This is a genomic window from Streptomyces sp. NPDC008137, assembly GCF_042957035.1.
In the GTDB taxonomy this organism is placed as follows: domain Bacteria; phylum Actinomycetota; class Actinomycetes; order Streptomycetales; family Streptomycetaceae; genus Streptomyces.
The window spans coordinates 77,826-97,044 of record NZ_JBIBHN010000014.1; the positions used below are offsets into that span (position 1 = coordinate 77,826).

Annotated in this window: 18 protein-coding genes and 3 pseudogenes; 17 read left to right on the forward strand and 4 right to left on the reverse strand. The window is 67.8% G+C overall.

Annotated features, from left to right (window positions below; translation table 11 throughout):
* Window positions 1-157: 157 nt before the first annotated feature.
* Complete coding sequence (locus ACFZBT_RS22525) at window positions 158-2,470, forward strand: molybdopterin-dependent oxidoreductase (RefSeq protein ID WP_391106108.1); 2,313 nt, start codon at window positions 158-160, stop codon at window positions 2,468-2,470.
* 126 nt (window positions 2,471-2,596) lie between these two features.
* Entirely contained in the window at window positions 2,597-3,148 is a 552-nt protein-coding gene (locus ACFZBT_RS22530; protein ID WP_391106110.1) for an EF-hand domain-containing protein, read from the forward strand.
* Between the two features lie 42 nt (window positions 3,149-3,190).
* Here ACFZBT_RS22530 and ACFZBT_RS22535 read toward each other — a convergent pair whose 3' ends face one another.
* On the reverse strand, window positions 3,191-3,847 hold the full coding sequence (locus ACFZBT_RS22535) for a maleylpyruvate isomerase family mycothiol-dependent enzyme (protein WP_391106112.1): 657 nt from the start codon (window positions 3,845-3,847) through the stop codon (window positions 3,191-3,193).
* A 190-nt stretch (window positions 3,848-4,037) separates the two neighbouring features.
* Here ACFZBT_RS22535 and ACFZBT_RS22540 point away from each other — a divergent pair.
* From ACFZBT_RS22540 to istB, 5 genes and pseudogenes are all read left to right on the forward strand, one after another.
* A pseudogene (locus ACFZBT_RS22540) lies at window positions 4,038-5,107 on the forward strand (transposase); the annotation flags it as partial.
* A gap of 151 nt (window positions 5,108-5,258) precedes the next feature.
* The gene (locus ACFZBT_RS22545) at window positions 5,259-5,639 is read left to right on the forward strand and encodes a hypothetical protein (RefSeq protein WP_391106114.1); all 381 of its coding nucleotides are present in this window, start codon (window positions 5,259-5,261) and stop codon (window positions 5,637-5,639) included.
* A 419-nt stretch (window positions 5,640-6,058) separates the two neighbouring features.
* On the forward strand, window positions 6,059-6,394 hold the full coding sequence (locus ACFZBT_RS22550) for a hypothetical protein (protein ID WP_391106116.1): 336 nt from the start codon (window positions 6,059-6,061) through the stop codon (window positions 6,392-6,394).
* A 73-nt stretch (window positions 6,395-6,467) separates the two neighbouring features.
* On the forward strand, window positions 6,468-6,767 hold the full coding sequence (locus ACFZBT_RS22555) for a hypothetical protein (RefSeq protein WP_391106118.1): 300 nt from the start codon (window positions 6,468-6,470) through the stop codon (window positions 6,765-6,767).
* Window positions 6,764-7,559: pseudogene (gene istB / locus ACFZBT_RS22560) on the forward strand (IS21-like element helper ATPase IstB). Before ACFZBT_RS22555 ends, istB begins: the two are co-directional and overlap by 4 nt.
* Before the next feature lie 80 nt (window positions 7,560-7,639).
* Here istB and ACFZBT_RS22565 read toward each other — a convergent pair.
* Complete coding sequence (locus tag ACFZBT_RS22565; protein ID WP_391106120.1) at window positions 7,640-8,257, reverse strand: TetR family transcriptional regulator; 618 nt, start codon at window positions 8,255-8,257, stop codon at window positions 7,640-7,642.
* Window positions 8,258-8,355: 98 nt separating this feature from the next.
* Between ACFZBT_RS22565 and ACFZBT_RS22570 the strand changes: the two genes are divergently transcribed.
* From ACFZBT_RS22570 to ACFZBT_RS22615, 10 genes and pseudogenes are all read left to right on the forward strand, one after another.
* The gene (locus ACFZBT_RS22570) at window positions 8,356-9,537 is read left to right on the forward strand and encodes a cytochrome P450 (protein ID WP_391106122.1); all 1,182 of its coding nucleotides are present in this window, start codon (window positions 8,356-8,358) and stop codon (window positions 9,535-9,537) included.
* A gap of 357 nt (window positions 9,538-9,894) precedes the next feature.
* Window positions 9,895-10,026, forward strand: a complete 132-nt coding sequence (locus ACFZBT_RS22575) for a hypothetical protein (protein WP_391106124.1) — start codon at window positions 9,895-9,897, stop codon at window positions 10,024-10,026.
* Between the two features lie 254 nt (window positions 10,027-10,280).
* Complete coding sequence (locus ACFZBT_RS22580) at window positions 10,281-10,484, forward strand: helix-turn-helix domain-containing protein (protein ID WP_391106287.1); 204 nt, start codon at window positions 10,281-10,283, stop codon at window positions 10,482-10,484.
* On the forward strand, window positions 10,477-10,764 hold the full coding sequence (locus ACFZBT_RS22585; protein ID WP_391106126.1) for a hypothetical protein: 288 nt from the start codon (window positions 10,477-10,479) through the stop codon (window positions 10,762-10,764). The genes ACFZBT_RS22580 and ACFZBT_RS22585 overlap by 8 nt, the downstream gene beginning before the upstream one ends.
* Window positions 10,761-11,138, forward strand: coding sequence for a DUF1707 domain-containing protein (locus ACFZBT_RS22590; RefSeq protein WP_391106128.1), 378 nt, complete (start codon window positions 10,761-10,763; stop codon window positions 11,136-11,138). The genes ACFZBT_RS22585 and ACFZBT_RS22590 overlap by 4 nt, the downstream gene beginning before the upstream one ends.
* Before the next feature lie 180 nt (window positions 11,139-11,318).
* Window positions 11,319-11,810 carry a DUF2975 domain-containing protein gene (locus ACFZBT_RS22595; RefSeq protein ID WP_391106130.1) on the forward strand — a complete coding sequence of 164 codons (492 nt, stop codon included), beginning with the start codon at window positions 11,319-11,321 and terminating at the stop codon, window positions 11,808-11,810.
* Complete coding sequence (locus ACFZBT_RS22600) at window positions 11,810-12,031, forward strand: helix-turn-helix transcriptional regulator (RefSeq protein WP_054237256.1); 222 nt, start codon at window positions 11,810-11,812, stop codon at window positions 12,029-12,031. The genes ACFZBT_RS22595 and ACFZBT_RS22600 overlap by 1 nt, the downstream gene beginning before the upstream one ends.
* Before the next feature lie 124 nt (window positions 12,032-12,155).
* Window positions 12,156-12,915 (forward strand): annotated as a pseudogene (locus ACFZBT_RS22605) (IS5 family transposase); the annotation flags it as partial.
* A 592-nt stretch (window positions 12,916-13,507) separates the two neighbouring features.
* Window positions 13,508-14,200, forward strand: a complete 693-nt coding sequence (locus ACFZBT_RS22610; RefSeq protein ID WP_391106132.1) for a response regulator — start codon at window positions 13,508-13,510, stop codon at window positions 14,198-14,200.
* Window positions 14,197-15,648, forward strand: coding sequence for an ATP-binding protein (locus ACFZBT_RS22615; RefSeq protein WP_391106134.1), 1,452 nt, complete (start codon window positions 14,197-14,199; stop codon window positions 15,646-15,648). The genes ACFZBT_RS22610 and ACFZBT_RS22615 overlap by 4 nt, the downstream gene beginning before the upstream one ends.
* A gap of 197 nt (window positions 15,649-15,845) precedes the next feature.
* Here the strand turns inward: ACFZBT_RS22615 and ACFZBT_RS22620 are convergent, their stop codons facing one another.
* Together ACFZBT_RS22620 and tpg are read right to left on the reverse strand one after the other, a co-directional pair.
* A complete protein-coding gene (locus tag ACFZBT_RS22620; RefSeq protein ID WP_391106136.1) occupies window positions 15,846-17,996 on the reverse strand; it encodes an MMPL family transporter in 2,151 nt (716 codons plus the stop codon).
* Window positions 17,997-18,586: 590 nt separating this feature from the next.
* A complete protein-coding gene (gene tpg, locus ACFZBT_RS22625) occupies window positions 18,587-19,141 on the reverse strand; it encodes a telomere-protecting terminal protein Tpg (protein ID WP_391106138.1) in 555 nt (184 codons plus the stop codon).
* Window positions 19,142-19,219 lie beyond the last annotated feature (78 nt).

A 19,219-nucleotide genomic window follows, 5' to 3' on the forward strand; every position in this document is an offset into this window, starting at 1 on the left:
GAGTGGCGGCGGTGGGAGTCGTGCGCACCGTCAGGGTTGGGCAGCATCCGCCAGGGGGATCCTGTGTCCCGCGGGCCGCTGACTGACGCCGAACCCCTGTGGTGTAGCGGCCGTTGTTCGAGAGCCGGAGAGACTTCAGGGATGGAGTTGGTGCACGGTGGAACGACGCATGCCGGTGGCAACGCACTGGGGCAGTTTCGTAGCCGTGGTCGATTCGGGTCAGCTGGTGCGCATTGAGCCCCGGGGTGATGACCCCGCGCCGTCGCCGATCGGCCCGGGCATGGTGACGGCTGCTGAGGACAGTGCGCGTGTGCTGCGACCCGCGGTGCGCAAAGGGTGGCTCCATGGCTTGCCGCGCGCCGATGAAACGGCCAGAGGTGCGGACGCCTTCGTAGAAGTCAGCTGGGACGACGCGCTCACGCTGGTGAGCGAGGAATTGCGCCGAGTGCGCGCACAGCACGGGGACAGCGCGGTGTTCGGCGGCTCGTACGGCTGGGCCAGTGCGGGCGGCTTCCACAATGCGCAGGGTCAGCTCCAGCGGTTCCTGGCGTTGGGCGGGGGCTACACCGACTCGCGCAACACGTACAGCACCGCCGCTCTTGAGGTCATCCTTCCGCATGTGATCGGCGGGGCTCCGTGGAGCTACCAGTCCCGGATGCCGATGTGGGACGAGATCGCCGAGAGCTGTGAGCTCGTGGTGGCGTTCGGAGGGCTGGCCCTGAAGAACAGCCAGATCAACCCTGGCGGGCTGGCCCGGCACCAGACGCGGGACCTGCAGCGGAAGTGCCGCGAGGCCGGGGTGCGGTTCGTGAACGTCAGCCCGATCCGCAGCGACACCGCCGATTTTCTCGACGCCGAGTGGCTGCCGGTCATCCCGAATTCCGACACGGCCTTGATGCTCGGCATCGCGCACACGATGCTGGTCAACGACTGGTACGACGAGGACTTCCTCACTCGCTGCTGCGTGGGGTTCGACCGCTTCGCCTCCTACCTGACCGGCGACGTGGACGGCGTCGTCAAGGACGCCGACTGGGCCGCGAGGATCACGGGCATCAGCCGCGACACGATCCCAGATCTCGCCCGCCGCCTGTTCACACAGCGTTCCCTCATCATGGTCAACTACGCCATCCAGCGGGCAGACCACGGTGAGCAGCCGATCTGGATGTCGGTGGTGCTGGCGGCCATGGCGGGTTCGCTGGGGCGGCCCGGCTGCGGTTGGGGCGCGGGCTACGCAACGATGGACGCGACCGGTGTTGCCCCGGGCCGCCCGTCCGTGGCGTCGATGCCGCGGGTGGCGAACCCTGTTGCGGACTTCATTCCGGTCGCCCGGATCGCCGACACCCTGCTGGAACCGGGTGCGACCATCGACTACGACGGTCAGCGCTTGACCCTGCCGGACCTGCGCCTGATCTACTGGTGCGGAGGAAACCCCTTCCACCACCACCAGGACCTCCACCGCCTCACCCGAGCCTGGCAGCGCCCGGAGACGGTGGTGGTCCATGAAGCCTGGTGGAACACCACGGCGAAGTTCGCCGACATCGTGCTTCCCGTCGCGACCAGCCTGGAGCGTGACGACTTCGCCGCAGGGTTCTCCGACCCTCACCTCCTCGCGATGCCGAAGGTCCGCGAGCCGGCCGGCGAGGCACGCACCGACCACCAGATCTTCGCCGCCTTGGCTGCCCGGCTCGGCTATGAGCGCGAGTTCACCCAGGCGCGTTCCGAGATCGAATGGGTCCGGCACCTGTACGTTCAGACCCGCGCGAATCTCGGCGACGACGCGGGCCTGCCAGATTTCGACGACTTCTGGCAACGCGCCTGCGGTGTCGAACTGCCGGCACTCAGCGGGCCGTTTCCCGGCAGCTTCGAGGCACTGCGCTCCGATCCACAGCGCTTCCCCCTGACGACGCCGTCGGGCAGGATCGAGATCTTCTCCGAGGAGATCGACTCGTTCGGCTACGACGACTGCGCCGGACATCCGACGTGGTTCGAACCTGTGGAGTGGCTTCGCGCCGACCTGGCGGACCGCTTCCCGCTGCACCTGATCTCGAATCAGCCTGCCTCACGCCTGCACAGCCAATACGACAACGGTGGCCACAGCCTCAAATCAAAGATCCACGGCCGCGAGCCTGTAACGATCAATCCGCAAGATGCGGCATCACGCAGAATCGAGAACGGCATGATCGTGCGTGTCTTCAACGACCGAGGCAGCTGCCTGGCGGGCGCGATCCTGTCGGACGCCGTGATGCCCGGCGTCATCCAGCTGTCCACCGGAGCGTGGTGGGATCCGGCCCAGCCGGGCCGGAGCGGCACCTTGGACCGCCACGGCAACCCGAACACCCTCACCGGGGACCGCGGGTGCTCGCGTCTGTCCCAGGGACCCAGTGCGCACAGTGCTCTCGTCAATGTCGAGGTCTACGACGGGCCGGTCGAGGAGGTACTCGCTTTCACACCACCACACCTCGAACACTGAAACGAAGCCAACTCAACGGTATGCCGTGTTCACCCTCGTCAGGCGCCAGGTCGGCAGGTCCGACCCGTGCCCAGCCTCCACTCGGACCTTTGCGTCGCCGTAACTGCGTGAATACGGTACGCAGTCATGACTGCACTTCAAGACCTCAAGTACGGCCAGTGGTTCAGGGGCGCCGATGTCGATGGCGACGGGTTCATTACCCAGCACGACGTCCGCAAGATGAGCGAGCGCTACATCAGCGCCCGCGAGACCACGCCTGATGCCGAGACCGTCCGTCGGCTCATCGAGGGGATGGACCAGTTCTGGTCGAACGTCATCGCCCCGATGGATCAGGACGGTGACGGGAAGGTCGATGTGCGGGAGATGACCGAAGGCTTCAAGAGTGTCCTGACCGACCGCGCGTTCTACCCGCACCAGATTGCGCCGGTCACCAACTGCTTCTTCGACCTCGTCGACCTCAACGGAGACGGCAAGATCGACCAGGCCGAGTTCCAGCAGATGTTCAGCTCGGTCGCCGCCGTCCCTGGCGAGGACTGCGCCGCCGTCTTCGCCGCTCTGGACCTCGATGGTTCCGGCGGACTGAGCCGTGACGAGTTCCACCAGGCACTCGAAGAGTTCTTCTATGGCAACGACCCCGACGCTCCCGCCAACCACATCTTCGGCAAGGTCACCGCCTGATAGTCCCCGGATGTGCCCCTGGCCCAGCGCTCAGCTTGTTCTTTAACCTGAGCGCAGTCGGGCACGCAGAACTGCCGCACCGTCCCCTTCAAGGTCCTCGTAGGCCGCTGCGCGGCCTGCCATCCCCATCACCAGCGAGAGCGTCGGCCCCCGCAGCAGATCCCCCGAGCCGGTGGTGAACGGTCCGTCGGTGGCCTCGAGCCGCAACCCCGCGATTGCAGTGTTGCTCGCGACGGTGAAATCGCGGCTGGCGAAGAACCGGGCCACGGCAGTGGTGGTGGCCACCGGGGGTGTCCGCACAAGGCCCAATGGCCGACGGATGTCCTCGCTGTGGACGACTATTTCGCCCAGCCAGGCCGCAGAATGTCCTGTCGGCCCGGCGGGCCCGGTGACAACTTCGCGAAATCGCCGCAAGGTCTCTTCAGGTGTAGCACCACGGTGCTTTGCGAGTCGTCGGTCGTTGTGCAGATCGGGGTTGAACCGCGCGGCCAGCATGCTCAGCAGCCAGCGCCACATCCTCGTGCTGGCACCTGCCGTCAGATGGGCTACGACCTCCTCCACGGTCCAGCGTTCACACAGCGATGCTTTCGCCCACTGTTTCTCGCTGAGCTCGGCGAGGTCTTGAGCGAGCGCCAACCGCTCGACGTGGATCGCCCGTTCCAGAGCTTTCCGAGCTTCCAGAACGTGTGGTGTAGCCATAGGGCATCCTCCAGAGAGCGGGTGTCCTCCATCAGACTCCTATCGCCGCCCAAACTCATCGGCTGCCCCCGCGTAGCGGGTCCCTGTTCGACCTGCGAGTGTCGAAACGTCCTCGAACAAAGCCGCTCACCTGGGCATCCTCCTGACGCTGCGGCGCCTTCGTCTGATCATGTACTCCGATCAAGGTGCGCTGAACGAGACGAAGGCCGTGAGGGTGCGTCTGCTGCCTGAAGCTGCGGTAGGAGAAGCGTCATGCTTCCGGGACGAGTTATACGCGTGTCTGACAGGACGTGGTGATGAGTTCTTTGCGCTGGCGGACGCGGTGCTGTGCGCGCCCGGCGCGGTGCGCTCGGCAGTCGAGCTGACGCTCCTGCCCGAACACCGCCGTGGATACGGTGCGATGTACGACGGCCTCAACCAGGGCCGGATTGACACCGACGGGCTGCGGTCGTCGCTGGCTGGCCTGTCGCTGCCCCGCTTCCCGGACGGGCGCCTGGTCCTGGCCGTCGATGTGTCGCCGTGGCTGCGATCGGACGCGCCGTGCTCGCCGGACCGCCTGTTCTGCCACCTTTACGGGCGGGCGAAGACGGCCTCGCAGCTCGTCCCCGGCTGGCCGCACTCGTTCGTCGCCGTGCTGGAGATGGGCGCCACCTCGTAGACGCAGATACTGGACGCGGTCCGTCTGGGACCGGCCGATGACGCCACCGCGGTTACCGCCGCCCAGCTCCGCGGCGTTCCCGAACGGCTCGTCGCGGCGGGGCAGTGGGCGCCGGGCGAACCGGACATCGTCATCGTGGCGGACGCCGGATACGACGTGGCCCGTCTGGCCTTGGTGTTGCGGGATCTGCCCGTTGAGCTGGCCGGCCGTGCTCGCGGTGACCGTGTGATGTGGCTGCCGAAACCGCCGCGCGTCTACGACCCGAAGGGCGGCCGCCCGCCGAAGCACGGCCCGGAGTTCCGCTTCACCAAGCCCCAGACCTGGCCCGAGCCCGCCGTCACACCCGCACCGCCACCACGAACTACGGCTAGGCGACGGCGCAGGCGTGGGACCGGGTCCACCCGCGTCTGACCCATCGGGCCGTCTGACTGGACCACGAGGGCGAACTCCCGCTGATCGAGGGCACGCTGATCCGGCTGGAGGTTGAGCACCAGTCGCAGGACGGGGCGGCCCCGGCGGTGTGGTTGTGGTCCTCGACGACCGGCACCGACGACGCCGACGTCAACCGGGCCTGGCAGGCATGGCTTTGTCGGTGGAACCTGACACCACTTGTCGCTCAGGGCCGAGAACACCCTGATTGGCCGAAGGGCGCGATGTCTGTGAGTTCTGGCAACGCTGAAGGGGTTGCGGTGGGAGCATGGACGTGCTCTGCGGGATGAGGCTGCGATAGCGCCACCGAAGTCCAAGGTCGACTTGTACGCGGCGATCCGCCGTGAGGTCCGGGCAGGGATGTCGTACCGGGCCTTGATGCCTGAGTACGGAGTCGGATTCCGCACGGTGAAGGCCGCGTTGGAGTCGGTCTGGCCGGAGCCGCGGAAGAAGCCGCGGCCGCGCGGGCCCCGCCTGGATGCCTACAAGCCGTTGATCGACCAGATGCTCCGGACGGATCTGGATGCTCCGTGCAAGCAGCGTCACACGGTCAAGCGGATCTTCGACCAGCTCCTGAACGTGCACGGGGCGGAGGCGGTGACCTATCAGATGGTGCGGGCCCATGTCGCCGACCGGCGGCCCCAGATGGCCGGTGAGCAGGTCACCTGCTTTCGTGTTCGCGATGCGCCTGTCGCATTCGGGTAAGGCCGTGCACCGCGTCTTCGCCTCCTGCGGCCAGGAGGCGTTCCTCGAGGGCCACGTCCACGCTCTCAGCGTGCTGGGCGGAGTGCCGACCGGCAAAATCCGTTATGACAACCTCCGCTCCGCGGTCTCCCGGGTGCTGAGCTCGCGCTCCCGCGTTAGAACGAGCGGTGGACCGCGTTTCGGTCGCACTTCGGCATCGATGCTGCGTATTGCCTGCCCGGCATCGAGGGCGCCCACGAGAAGGGCTGGGTGGAGGGGCAGATCGGCTGGTTCCGCCGCAATCACATGGTCCCCGTCCCCCAGGTTGCCTCCCTCGCCGAGCTCAACGCGATGATCGAGCAGTGGGATGAGGAGGACGAACGGGCCGGATCGGCTCCCGGCCACGGCCGGTGCGCGAGTAATTCACCGTCGAACGTCCGGTGCTGCAGCCGTTACCGGACGACCCCCTCGAGACGGGACGGCTGTTCAGCCTTCGGGTGGACCGCTTCAGTCAGATCAGTGTCCGCACCAATCGCTACTCGGTGCCGGTGCGGCTGATCGGGCGGATGGTGAGGGCGATGCTGCACGCGTCCGAACTTGTGGTCTACGACGGTCAGCAGGAGGTCGCCCGCCATGAACGGCTGATCGCCAAGGGGAAGGCCCGACTGGATCTGGACCACTACCTGGACGCCCCTGGTCCGCAAGCCCGGAGCGTTTCCCGGGGCCAACGCTCTCGAACAGGCGCGTTCCGCAGGGAAGTTCACGCCGGTCCATGACGCCTGGTGGGAGGCGGCGAAAGCTGCCCATGGCGAGCGGGACGGCACTCGCACCCTGATCGAGGTCCTGCTGATGGGCCGCCACGTCTGGCACGAACACCTGGCCGCCGGACTTGCCTCCGAGCTCAGGGCCGGCGCCCTGACTGCCGACGCGGTCGCTCTGGAAGCCAGGAAGGCGGCTGAAGCCGATGAGGTCGCGGATCCGGTTGCCTCTGCAGAGCCGGAACGGACGAACGTGACCTCGCTGACCGAACGGCGGCTGGCCCAGCTGCCACCCGACACCTGGCCGCCGCCCTCGGTCGCGGCCTACGACCAGCTGTTGCGAGACCGGCAGCCGATCGACCGCCCCGCCATCCAGGGAGAGATGCCGTGACACTCAAACGTCACCGCGGGCTGACTGAAAGGCCGTGACCGCTGCCCTCGACCAGGCATGTCGAATGCTCCGGCTGCCCACCATCCGCGCGCAGTTCCCCGAGCTGACCGAGGCCGCCGCCCGGGACCAGATGTCCTATCGCGGGTTCCTCGCCGAACGGCTGATGGCCGAGTGCGACGACCGTGCCCGCCGCCGCTCCGAACGGCGCATCAAGGCGGCGCAGTTCCCGCGGGAGAAGTCGCTGCGGGCCTTCGACTTCGACACCAACTCGAACATCGACGCAGCGGTCATCCACACCCTGGCGACCTGCGAATGGGTCAAGAAAGGACTGCCGCTCTGCCTGATCGGCGACTCCGGCACCGCAAGTCCCATCTCCTGATCGCGCTCGGCGCCGAGGCTGCCATGGCCGGTTTCCGCGTCCGCTACACACTCGCCACCAAGCTGGTCAACGAGCTGGTCGAGGCCGCAGACGAGAAGATCCTGACCAAGACCATCGCCCGCTACGGACGCGTCGATCTCCTCTGCATAGACGAACTCGGCTACATGGAACTCGACCGCAGGGGCGCTGAAATGCTGTTCCAGGTGCTGACGGAGTGGGAGGAGAAGAACAGCGTCGCCATCGCCTCCAACGAGTCGTTTGGCGGGTGGACGAAAACCTTCACCGACCCGCGGCTTTGCGCGGCCATCGTCGACCGCCTCACCTTCGGCGGCGACATCATCGAGACCGGCACCGACTCCTACCGGCTCGCCAGCACCCGGGCCGCCCGGGCGCAGAACGCAGCCTCAGGCTGACCCGTCCGAGCCCCAAAACCGGCCAGAGAGTGCATGCACCGCTACTCGTGCCACGACCGAGTGCGCGTGCGCTGAACACGCTAAGCCGGGCGGGGGAGCGAGTTGAGGCCGTCGATCGCGATGTCGGTGGCCCTTTGAACGGCTTGATAGGTCTGCTCCGGCCGGTTGCCCCGCTTTTGGCATGCGGCGACGACGACCTTGATCGCCCCGACCAGCGAGCCCACCGCCGCGGCTGCCTCGACGAGGTCCAGCTCCGGGCAAGCCAGGTGGAGCGCTTCGGTCAGCTGCAGCTGGATGTCGAACAGCAGGTGCAGTTCGCGCGCCTGAAGTGCCGGGACTGACGCGATCAGCCGGGTCCGAGCCGGGCCGACCTTCCGCGCCAACTCCGAGTCCGTGTCCGCGAAAACACTTTGGTCGATGACGCGTCGCAGCAGGTCGGCCACCGGTTCGCCGGGCTGCCGTTCTCCGATGATCTCGACCGCGCGCTCCAGCCGCGACCTGTCGTCGAAGAAGACGATGTCGTCCTTGCTGTCGAAGTAGCTGAAGAAGGTCCGTGTCGCGATGTCTGCGGTGGCCGCGATCTCCGCCACGGTTGTCTGGTCGTAGCCCTTCTCGGCGAACAATCGCAGGGCGCCTTCGATGAGCGCTTGCCTCGTGCGCATTTTCTTCCGCTGGCGCAGCCCTGGGTCGCTGGTCACGACAGCACCTTACCGCACGCGATGTAATTTTGCATTCGTTGACGTTTTGCATCGAGTGCTGTTTTATCGGGAGGTCCGTACCGACCGAGGAGCGGCCGATGGAGAGCACATCCCCGGCAATGGTCATGCCCACGGCCCGCCAGAACCCCTTCGACCCGCCCGAGGAGCTGCGCCGCCGGCAGGGACTCGGCCCAATCCATCGGATGACCTACGTCGACGGCGGTCAGGGGTGGTTGGTGACCGGCTATGCCACAGCGCGGGCGATCCTGGCAGATCCCCGATTCAGCGTTCGCCCGGACCAGATGCGCTCACCGATTGCCCAGCCGACACGGATGCCCGTGCCGCCCGGATTCCTCCTCCGCATGGACCCGCCCGAGCACGACCACTATCGGCGGTTGCTCACCGGTGACTTCACGATGCGCCGGATAAAGCTCCTCGAACCGGAGATCGAAGCGATCGTCCATGACCAGTTGAACGTGATGGAGCTCGCCGGGGGACCGGCCGACCTGTTCAAGGCATTCGCGCTGCCGATCCCGTCACAGGTGATCGGCGAACTGCTCGGGGTGCCCTACTCCGACAGGGAGGGCTTCCAGCGGAACGCCGCCACCCTATGGAACATCGCCCTCACACCGGAAAACCGGCAAGAGGCGGTCAGGGAGCTCATGGCATATCTACGGGACCTGCTGCGCCACAAGCGTTCCTGGCCGGAGGAAGATGTGCTCAGCGGGCTCGCTGCGCACAAAGGACTTACTGCGGACGAGAGGGCCGGACTGGCGATTCTGCTCCTGATCACCGGGCATGAGACAACGACGAACATGCTTGCGCTAGGCACTTTCGCTCTGCTGGCCAACCCCGCACAGTTAGCCCAGGTCCGCGACAAGGAGGAAGACGCCCCTGCGGTGGTCGAGGAGCTGCTGCGTTACCTCACGATCATCCATCACGTGGTCCGCGTCGCGCTCGAGGACATCGAGTTCCACGGCTGCCTGATCAAGGCTGGCGAGTCCGTCACCGTCGCACTCTCCGCGGCGAACCGGGACGCTGACCATTTCGCCGCCCCGGACGCGCTTGACCTTACCCGTCCCACTGCCGGACACCTCGCGTTCGGTCACGGCCTCCACCAGTGCCTCGGGCAGCGGCTGGCCCGCGCCGAAATGCGCATCGCCCTCCCCGCACTGCTTCGCCGCTTCCCGGCACTACGTCTCACTGTCGCGCCCGAGGAAGTGCCACTGCGGTCCGCCATGACGGTCTACGGCGTCCATGAACTTCCGGTCACCTGGTAGGCAGATCAAGGTCGAGAAGAACGATGTGTGCTCGGCGACTTGCAGCGCGACGTCTGTGAGTTTGAGCAACGCCCCTTCACTGCCAGCTCCCCACCGCCATCCGGCCCTTCAAGTCCGGGTCTAGATCAACTCACTCAGGCACACGGCATGGATCAATCGCGGCCTCCGGTGTTGTCACTCCTCGGTTCTGGCACAGATCTTGGGGAGTGGTCGCGGAGCGTCACTGCGGTGTTCGGTTGCGAGGAACCGCGATTGTGTGAGATCGCGTACGCCTTACCGCCTGACGGGCTACTGACGCTCCATCAAGTCCCCACGGGCCTCCCTGGTCGTCGCCTGTGGCCGATGACGGTGATGGTCATGCAGGCTGACCCATCGTTCTGGGGGTCTCTCGTGTTCGACGGGATCAACGAGCTGGACGCCAAGACCGGCATCGACTCCTGCCGTCCCTCCCACACAAAGGCCCAAGCCCAGGAAGCCGCAATCAGCTGACGCAGCCGTCCGAGCACCCCACCGGCCCAGTACCCAGGGCGGTGGAAGCCATCGCCGAGCTGGGCATCGCCAGCTCCAACTGCGCGCATCCTCCTGTTGGTTGTAGACCTTTCCAATCAATGGGGATCGATGCAATGAGGATGGGCAGGTCGATGAGCACACAGGGCCCTGACGCATCGACCAGGCGGTGGCACGGTGTACACAAGGCGCTCGCCGATCCTCTGCGCATCCGACTCCTGGAAGCACTATGGGAGATGCCACAGTCCGCACGTGAGCTTGCCGATCGTGCCGACCTTCCGGCTGACAGGCTCTACTACCACCTGGGTCAGCTCGAACGGGCCGGACTGATCGAGATCGCCGAATACCGGCCGCTGGCCCGCGGCAAGGTCGAGCGGGTCCATGCCCCCCGCGGTCACGGAACCCCCCAGCGATGCCGCAGACCCGGAAGAGATGGCTGAGTTCCTCGGCTCGATGCTGGACGCCACCCGGGCCGACATCAACGCCGCCTACCGCTCCAAGCAGGTCGGCGGCCGACGGGAGGTCGATGTCCACCGCGGTGCGTTGCGGCTGACTGATGAGGCGCTCGCCGAGCTGCGCGGTCACATCGAACGGCTCGCCACCCGGTTTGGGGACCGTGATGCCTCAGGGGTCTGGACACGGGTGGTTGTCGCGGTCGTCGACCTGCAAGACCGACCGCCCCTGAACACCGCTACCCCTGAGTCTGAGAGGTCGTCATGAATGATAGCGAAGAGTCCCCTGCCAGCCCCGTCTTACGAGCTTCAGACGCCGAGCGCGACCGAGTCGAGGCGCAGCTGCAACACCACTACGCGGTTGGCCGGCTGACACTGCCCGAGCTCGAAGAACGTGTGGCCGTGGCCTGCGAAGCACGCACCCGCGATCAACTCGATGCCCTCGTGAGGGATCTGCCGAGCGAGGTGGAAGAACTCGCGTCACCCACTCCTGTGATCGACTCCCGCCTGCTGATCATCCTGCTGTGCACTTCGCCACCTGCGGCGCTCGTCTACTGGCTCATCTACCAACGCACGGCACGCCGAAGGAGCCCACGACCGCGAGCCCTGGAAGGGGGCCCTGAACGCGGGATCCGTAGTTAGCAGACCTTAGGGAGTAATCGCGGAGGGTTACTGGAGCAGGATCGGCTGCCCCTCCCCCACGCACCGATCGCGCCCGATTCACAGACAGCGAAAGCGCCGCTCGCCTTTCATCACAACCCACCTTGCTTTACCTATCGAATCTCGATAGATTCCAATCGCGTTTCGATGGAAGGATGGGTCATGGGAAAGCTGACCGTGCGTGCGCTGCGCGCCGTGCTCGTCGTGGTGCTCGTCGGCACCGTGTTCGTGCAGGCATTGATGGTGTGGACTTTGGTCAGCGGGAGCGACCCGGAGGACGGGTCTCTCCCGCTGACCGCGCTGCGGGTGATCACGATCCTGGGCATGCTGTCAGCCCAGGTCGCCCTGATCTGCGTATGGCGGCTGGTGACGATGGTGCGACGCGGAACCGTGTTCTCCCACGCCGCCTTCCGGTACGTGGACGGCGTGATCGGCGCGATCGTCGGGGCTGCCCTCCTGTGGTTCGCGGTCACGGTCGTCAATGCGCCAGGCCAGCGGGACGACCCGGGCGTCACCGTCATCATGGGCGGGATCGGTGTGGCCATCCTGGGGGTCGGACTCATCGTCCTCGTGCTGCGGATGCTGCTCGCCCAGGCCGTCGCGCGCGATGTGGCAGCGTCACAGATGCAGGCCGAGTTGGACGAGGTGATCTGATGCCGATCGCCGTGGACATCGACGTGATGCTGGCCAGGCGGAAGATGTCCGTGGGCGAACTCGCGGACCGCGTAGGGATCACACCCGCCAACCTCGCGGTACTCAAGAACGGCCGCGCCAAGGCGGTGCGCTTCGCGACGCTCGCCGCGCTCTGCGAGGTGCTCAAGTGCCAGCCGGGCGACCTGCTGCGCTGGGAAGCCGAGGACACCGCAGGGGAATGACATCCCCTTCCAAGATCAAGACGCAGGCGAGAAGAACAACGAGATCGGTCCTCAGGGTAAGACGTCGCTTCTGATGGCGTGATCGCTCGTTGAGCCGTGCATGACGGATCTGGTGGGGCGGTAGGTGCCGGACGAGTCATGGGTGCTGTTCCGGCGGTGGTCCCGCTAACGGAGGTCATACGCCCGCAGGGCGGCGGGCGACGCCGGGCCGGTGACCGTGAGTGCCTGGCAGCGATCATCTTCGTGGCCACCTCGGGCTGCACCTGGAGGCAGTTGCCCCCGGTGTTCGGGGCGGCCTGGCCCACGGTCTACCGACGCTTCGCCCAGTGGAGCCGGGATCGGGTGTGGGCCAGACTGCACCGGGTCATCCTCGACGAACTCGGCGCTCAGGACGAGTTGGACTGGTCGCGGTGCGCGATCGACTCCGTCAGCGTCCGGGCGGCAAAAGGGGGCCACTGACCGGACCGAATCCGACCGACCGTGGCAAGCCGGGATCGAAAATCCACCTCATCACCGACCGAAGTGGCGTGCCGCTGCCGCTGGGCATCTCCGGCGCCAACATGCACGACAGCCTCGGCCTGGAACCGCTCGTACGAGGGATCCCGCCCATCCGCTCCCGCCGCGGCCCGCGCCGCCGACGTCCGGCCAAGCTTCACGCAGACAAGGAGTACGACTACGACCACCTGCGGAAATGGCTTCGCGAGCGCCGCATCCGCCACCGCATCGCCCGCAAGGGCATCGAATCGTCCACGCGGCTCGGCCGACACCGCTGGGTCGTCGAGAGAACAGTCTCCTGGCTGGCCGGATGCCGAAGGCTGCACCGCCGTTACGAGCGGAAGGCCGAGCACTTCCTTGCCTTCGTCGGCATAGCCGCAGCCCTCATCAGCTACCGCCGACTCACCAACTGGAACGACGTCTTACCTGGCGGCACCGCACAACACCACTCCGACCGCGGCATCCGTGCACGGATACACCACCGCCCTGACCGTCGCCTGCGGGCTCCTCATCGCCACCGCGTGCATCACCGCACCACCGACCATGACCCGCAGCGCAGTCGATCCCGCCACATCCGGCGCACCTCACTGACGGCCGACACGGCGCACCCGCGGGCTTCGGCGGCGAGCCCGGCCAGGCTGATCAGGGCCGCAGAGGCGTCGCGGACACGGGCTGAACCAACCACCCCGGGCCTGGTCCTCGATGCCGTGGTGCCGCGGAGCAACCGCTACCTGGACGCAGCAGCCGCCCAGCTCCGCGCCGAGAGCGACGCCGACCGCGACGGCTGCGACACCCGACGAGAGGTGCTCCTGGAGGAGGCCGTCGAGGCGCCGGCGGTGACCGGCCGGTGCACCGCGAAACTCCAAGATCCCCGACAGAGTCAAGCCAAGAGCCCGGTTTCCAGCGACGCGCTAATCCTGGTCTCAGGTTGATCGGGGACAATGAGCGGCAAAAACATCGACTGGAAGGGGGCGGGCCGGCGTGCGGATCATGATCGCGGATGATGAAGCGGCCATCCGTGAGTCGCTGGAGCGGGTGCTCCAGGTCGAGGGTTACGAAACCAGCACCGTCGCCAACGGTCTCGCCGTGCTCGACGGGGTCGGTGGGGCCGACGGTGACACGCTGGATCTGCTGATCCTCGACGTGATGATGCCCCGCCTCGGCGGGTTGGAGACCTGCCGGCGGTTGCGGGCCGCGGGCCAGGATCTGCCCGTGCTGATGCTGACCGCCCGTGACCAGGTCTCCGACCGGGTCACGGGGCTGGACGCGGGCGCCGACGACTACCTGCCCAAGCCGTTCGCCACCGAGGAGTTACTGGCCCGGGTGCGGGCCCTGCTGCGCCGGCGCACGCCGACCGACGAGGAGTCGCAGATCCTGTCGTTCGCCGACGTCCGGCTCGATCCCGACAGGTTCGAGGCGTGGCGGGGCGGGCGGCCGCTGCGTCTGACCCGGACCGAGTTCTCCCTCCTGCAGGTCCTCATGAGCAACGCGACCCGGGTCCTGACCCGCGACGCACTGTTCGAGGCGATCTGGGGCTTCGACATGAGCGCCACGGCCAACAACCTCCAGGTGTACGTGAGTTACCTGCGCCGCAAGACGGAGGCCGAGGGAGAGCCGCGCTTGATCTACACGCTGCGCGGCCTGGGTTACGTGCTGCGGGAGACCCCTCCGTGAGCAGGCCCGCCGGCCGGGAACCGCGCCGGCTGACCCGATGGTGGCGCCGGCGGTCCCTGCGGAGCAGGCTGACGGTGATCGCGGCGACGGCCGTCGCGGTCAGCGTGTTCCTGGCCTTCCAGGTGGCCAGCGAACTACTGGCCTGGGAGCTGCGGGACAGCGCCGAGAATCAGCTGCGCGCCGACTCCCGCGTCCTGGCGACGAACGCGCAGCGCGCCGGTCTGGCGCAGGTCCGGCTACCGCCGTATCCCGGATCCGGTCGGCTGGTGCGGATCATCCTGCCCGACGGCTCGACCCGGACGCCGGCCGGCCAACCCGCGCTGCCCCCGGTCGGTGAGCAGGCCGGGCGCGTGGCGCAGGGCGCGTCGGCCGACCTGATGGAGTCGAACGACAGCGACGAGGACGGGTACCTCGTCTACACGCTGCGGGCGGGCGACGGCGCGGTCCAGGTGGCCCAGGTCGCCGACGACAGCCCGATCAACCGGTTCGGGTTCGGCATGCTGCTGATCGGGCTGCTCTGCGTGGTCGGCGGCGCCCTGGTCGGGCGGACCGTGGCACGGACCGGGCTGGCACCGATCGACCGGCTGACCGCCGCCGCGGTACGTGTCGCGCACACCCGGGATCTCGACGCCGGCATCCCGGACGAGGGCGGTGGGGAGATCCGGCGGCTGATCCGGTCGATCAACGACATGCTCGCCGCGCTCCGGGACTCCCGGCGGGCCCAGCGGCTGCTCGCCGAGGACGCCGCCCATGAGCTCAAGACCCCGCTCACCAGCCTGCGCCTCAACGTCGAGCTGCTGATCCGTCTCGATCGGCGCGGCACCCTGGACAGCGCACTGCCGGCGGAGAGCCGGACCCGGCTGCTCAACGATCTCGGCGCCCAGGTGGCCGAGTTGAGCACCCTTGCCGCCGAGCTGACCGACCTGGCGCGCGGTGACGTCAGCGACGAGAACACCGAGCTGCTCGACCTCGCCGACGTGGTGGTGGCCGCCGCGACCCGGGCGCGTTCCCGCGTGCCCGACATCGAGATCGCGCTCGACGTGACCTCCGTGTGGGTGAGCGGGCGTCCCGCCGCGCTCCAGCGGGCGGTGCTCAACCTCATCGACAACGCCGGCAAGTGGTCCCCCGCTGACCAGCTGGTCCAGGTCCGGCTCCGTGCCGAGGGCTCGTCGGCGGTGCTCGAGGTCGACGACGCCGGGCCGGGCATCGACGCCGCCGACGTACCGCGGGTGTTCGACCGGTTCTACCGTGCCGACAGCGCCAGGGCGTTGCCGGGAACCGGTCTGGGGCTGTCGATCGTGCAGCGGGTCGTCGACGCCCACGGCGGCCACGCCACCGTCGCCCGCTCCGCACGCGGTGGCGCGCTGCTTCGGATCGACCTTCCGGCCGCGGCACCGCCCGCCCCGATCACGCGGGGCACCGCCGGGGAGGACCCCGCGGTGCGCTGACCCCTCCCGGCGGCGCGGCGCAGGACGCAGCCCTCGGGCATGGCCCCGCGCGGCTCACCGTCGGGGCAGGACACCGCGATGCGCCGGCCCCGGCCCCGGCGCGTGGCTCAGGGCCAAAGGGCGGCGACCGTCGGGCCCATGAAGAGATCCGGGACCGGCCGTGCTCCCCGTCCCGGATCTCGTCCGTGCCGCCGCGCTCACCGTTGCAGCGCGGGCTCCTCGCCGTCGGCTAGCGACTGTTGACCGTCCGGCAGCTCCGCCGCCGGCCGTGACAGCCGACTCGGCCACCACATCCGCCGGCCGATCAGCAGGGTGAGGGCGGGCACCAGGACCGACCGCACCAGCAGGGCATCGAGCAGCACGCCGAAGGCGACCAGGAACCCGACCTCGATCAGCATCACCAGCGGAAGTGTGGCGAGCACCGCGAACGTGGCCGCCAGGACCAGGCCTGCCGAGGTGATGACGCCACCGGTGGCGGAGAGGGCTTTGAGCATGCCCTCTCTGGTGCCGAGGCGCACGGTCTCCTCCCGGGCCCGGCTGGCCAGGAAGATGTTGTAGTCGACGCCGAGCGCCACCAGGAACAGGAATGCCAGCAGTGGCACCGAATAGTCGATGCCCTTGAACCCGAGGATCGTGTCGAAGACGAACACGCTGCCGCCGAAGGCCGCGGCGAATGAGACGATCACGGTGGCCATCAGGACCAGCGGGGCCAGGATCGCGCGGAGCAGCAGCCCGAGGACGATCAGGACGACGGCGAGCACCAGCGGGATCACCAGCTTCTCGTCGCTACTGGTGGTCACCTCGGTGTCGAGGTTCTCCGCGCTCGGCCCGCCGACGATCGCCTCCGCCCCGCTCACCGCGTGCACGGCGGTGCGCACCCGCTTGATCGTGTCGTACTCCGCGACGGTGTCCGGCGCGTCCTTCGGGAATACGGAGATGTTGGCCCAGCCACCGCTGGTCTGCTCCGGGACGGCCAGGGCCACACCGCGAGTGTCCTTGACGATGTCGAGCACCCGCTCCTGGTGCGCCGGCCGCGTGAAGATCGTCATCGGCTGGCCGCCGAGCTCCGGGAAGTGCTGGCGGAGAACGGTGAAGCCGGTGACCGACTCCGGCGCGGACAGGAACTGGTCCTGCTCCCGCAGGTTGCCGGTGTTGCCCGCCAGCCCGAGGGCGAGCACGCCGAGGACTCCGAGCGAGCCGAGCGTCGCCACCCACCGGCGGCGGCTGATGGCGGCGCCGAGCCGCCCCCACAGCCCCGGCTTCTCCTCCAGGGCCGTGCTGAACCGCGGGATGGCCGGCCAGAAGATCCGCCTGCCGAGTACCACGAGCACCGCAGGGAACAGAGTCAGCATGGCCACCAGCGCGCACAGGATGCCGGCCGCGCCGATCGGGCCCAACCCGCTGGTGCTGTTCAGGTCGGCGACGAGCAGGCAGAGCAGGCCGGCGATCACGGTGGCCGCGGACGCGACGATGGCCGGCGCCGCGGAGCGCAGCGCGTGGACCATCGCGACCCGGACGTTCTCGTGGTCGTGCAGTGCCTCCCGATATCGAGCGATGAGCAACAGCGCGTAGTCCGTGCCGACGCCGAACACCAGGATCGTCAGCAGCGCCGAGTTCTGGTCGTTGACCACGATGCCGAAGCCCTTGACGAGCAGGTAGACGGTCCCCATCGAGGTCAGTGCGGCCGCGCCGACGGCCACCAGCGGGATGATCCACAACACCGGGCTGCGGTAGGTGAGGATGAGCAGGAGCGTGACGACGACGATGGTGGTGAGGAGGACCTGCACGTCGATGCCGTCGAAGACGGCATCCATGTCGCCGTCGATCGCGCCCGGGCCGGTCACGTCGAGTTCCAGGCCGTCGGGGCGGTCCTTCGCGGCGTCACGCAACGGGCCGACGATGTCCTCCGGTGCGCCGTAGGTCGTGCTCACCTCGAGGGTGAACATCATCGCCTTGCGGTCGGTGGAGCGGCTCGTCGGTGGGCCCTCGTCGTCCTCGCCGGCCGCCGCCGTCGCCTTCGGCGGGTACCGCTTGGCAAGGGTGTTGTAGTGGCGCTCGACCGTCGCGCGGTCGGTGTCGGTCATGCCGCCGGCGCGGTGGTACACGAAGACGAACGTGTTGTCGTCACCGTCGGGGAGACCGTCCTCCAGTACCGCGACCTTCGTGGACTCGGCGCTGGCCGGCAGGGTGTCCGCGGCGCTGTCGGTGGTGACCGAACTCAACTTTCCGCTCAGCGGCACCATGAACACCGCCAGCACCAACCACAAGCCAATCACCAACCACGGCACCCACCGGCCTGCTAACCGACCGGCCGGCGCTTCCCGGGACGGCGCTGCGTTGACTGGCATCACTAGCCTCCTGCATACGGGTCACATCGCTTTTCTGATGCCTACTTCCTAATGAGCGAACCTGAGACGACCGTTAGAGCCTGTGAAGTAACCGGCGTCCGTTGTTGGCGGTGATGTTGATCATCGATGTCTTGTGGGTGGGTGCGTCGCGGTGAATCGTCCGCGCCGCTGTCCGTCGGACACCTCGGGCACCGAGTGGGAGATCACCGCGCGTCCATCCCGGTCAGAGGTACTCGGGTGATCTGCCGGTGTTGGAAGGCACCTGGATCTTGGGATCAACGAGACCACGCTGGCCAGTTGGGTGTTCCGGGCCCGCAGGGCGCGCCGGGCCGAGACGGCCGGTGGGAGCGAGGAGCTTGCGCGGCTGCGGCGGGAGAACGCGCCGAGCGGCTCCGCTACTTCTTCGACGGCTCCGGCAAGACGTACGGCATGCCGAGATCATGGACGAGCTCGGCCTGCAGGGCCGCGATGTCACCGAAACCCCTCACTCGATGTCACCACTTCTGCGCTCCGACCAGCCGCACCAGACGGAACACGATCATGCTTCGGGCTCAAGACGGGAATTTCCGCTCTCTCAAGAGGAGCAGAATTCAGTAGTCGAGATCCAGATAGTCGATGTCGTTGATGGCCACGTCTGACAGTCCCATGGCGCGGACTCCGCCGTCCTGGAAATACACGTCCTTGAATCCGTCGGCGATGATCCCACGCATTTCCTGGTCGCTGGCCCCGGCGTCGCGGGCGTCGAACAGGCGCTGTGCGTACTGCGGGGGGAGGTGCACGGTGAGTCGCCGGAAGCGTCCGTCGTCGGTCGTGCCGATCGGCGCGGTGTAGCCGAATCGGGCCCGGGTCTCCACGGTGATCCCGCCGGTGGTGGCGGCCTGGCGCTGCCGGCGCTTGCGCACCTGCGGCTGCCAGCGCTGCCGTACGGCGTTGTCGATCTTCGCGGCCACGTCGGGCCGGCCGTGCTTGCGGGCGCCGCGCCGGTAACGGTTGACGGAGTCGGCGGTGACACCGATCTCCTGGGCGACGGCCTTCGCGCTGCCCAACTGCTTGATCAGGTAGCCGATCTGACCCTTGAGGGTCTTGGGCGGCTCCCGGGTGAAGCCTTCCCGGTCGGCCCGCTCGATCGCGTCATGGATCTCCATGCTGGTGCTCGGCTCCGTTCGGAGATGGGGTCTTGGCTGGCGGGGTCGACCAGCCGGATTCAGGTCTCGCGCGTCTCA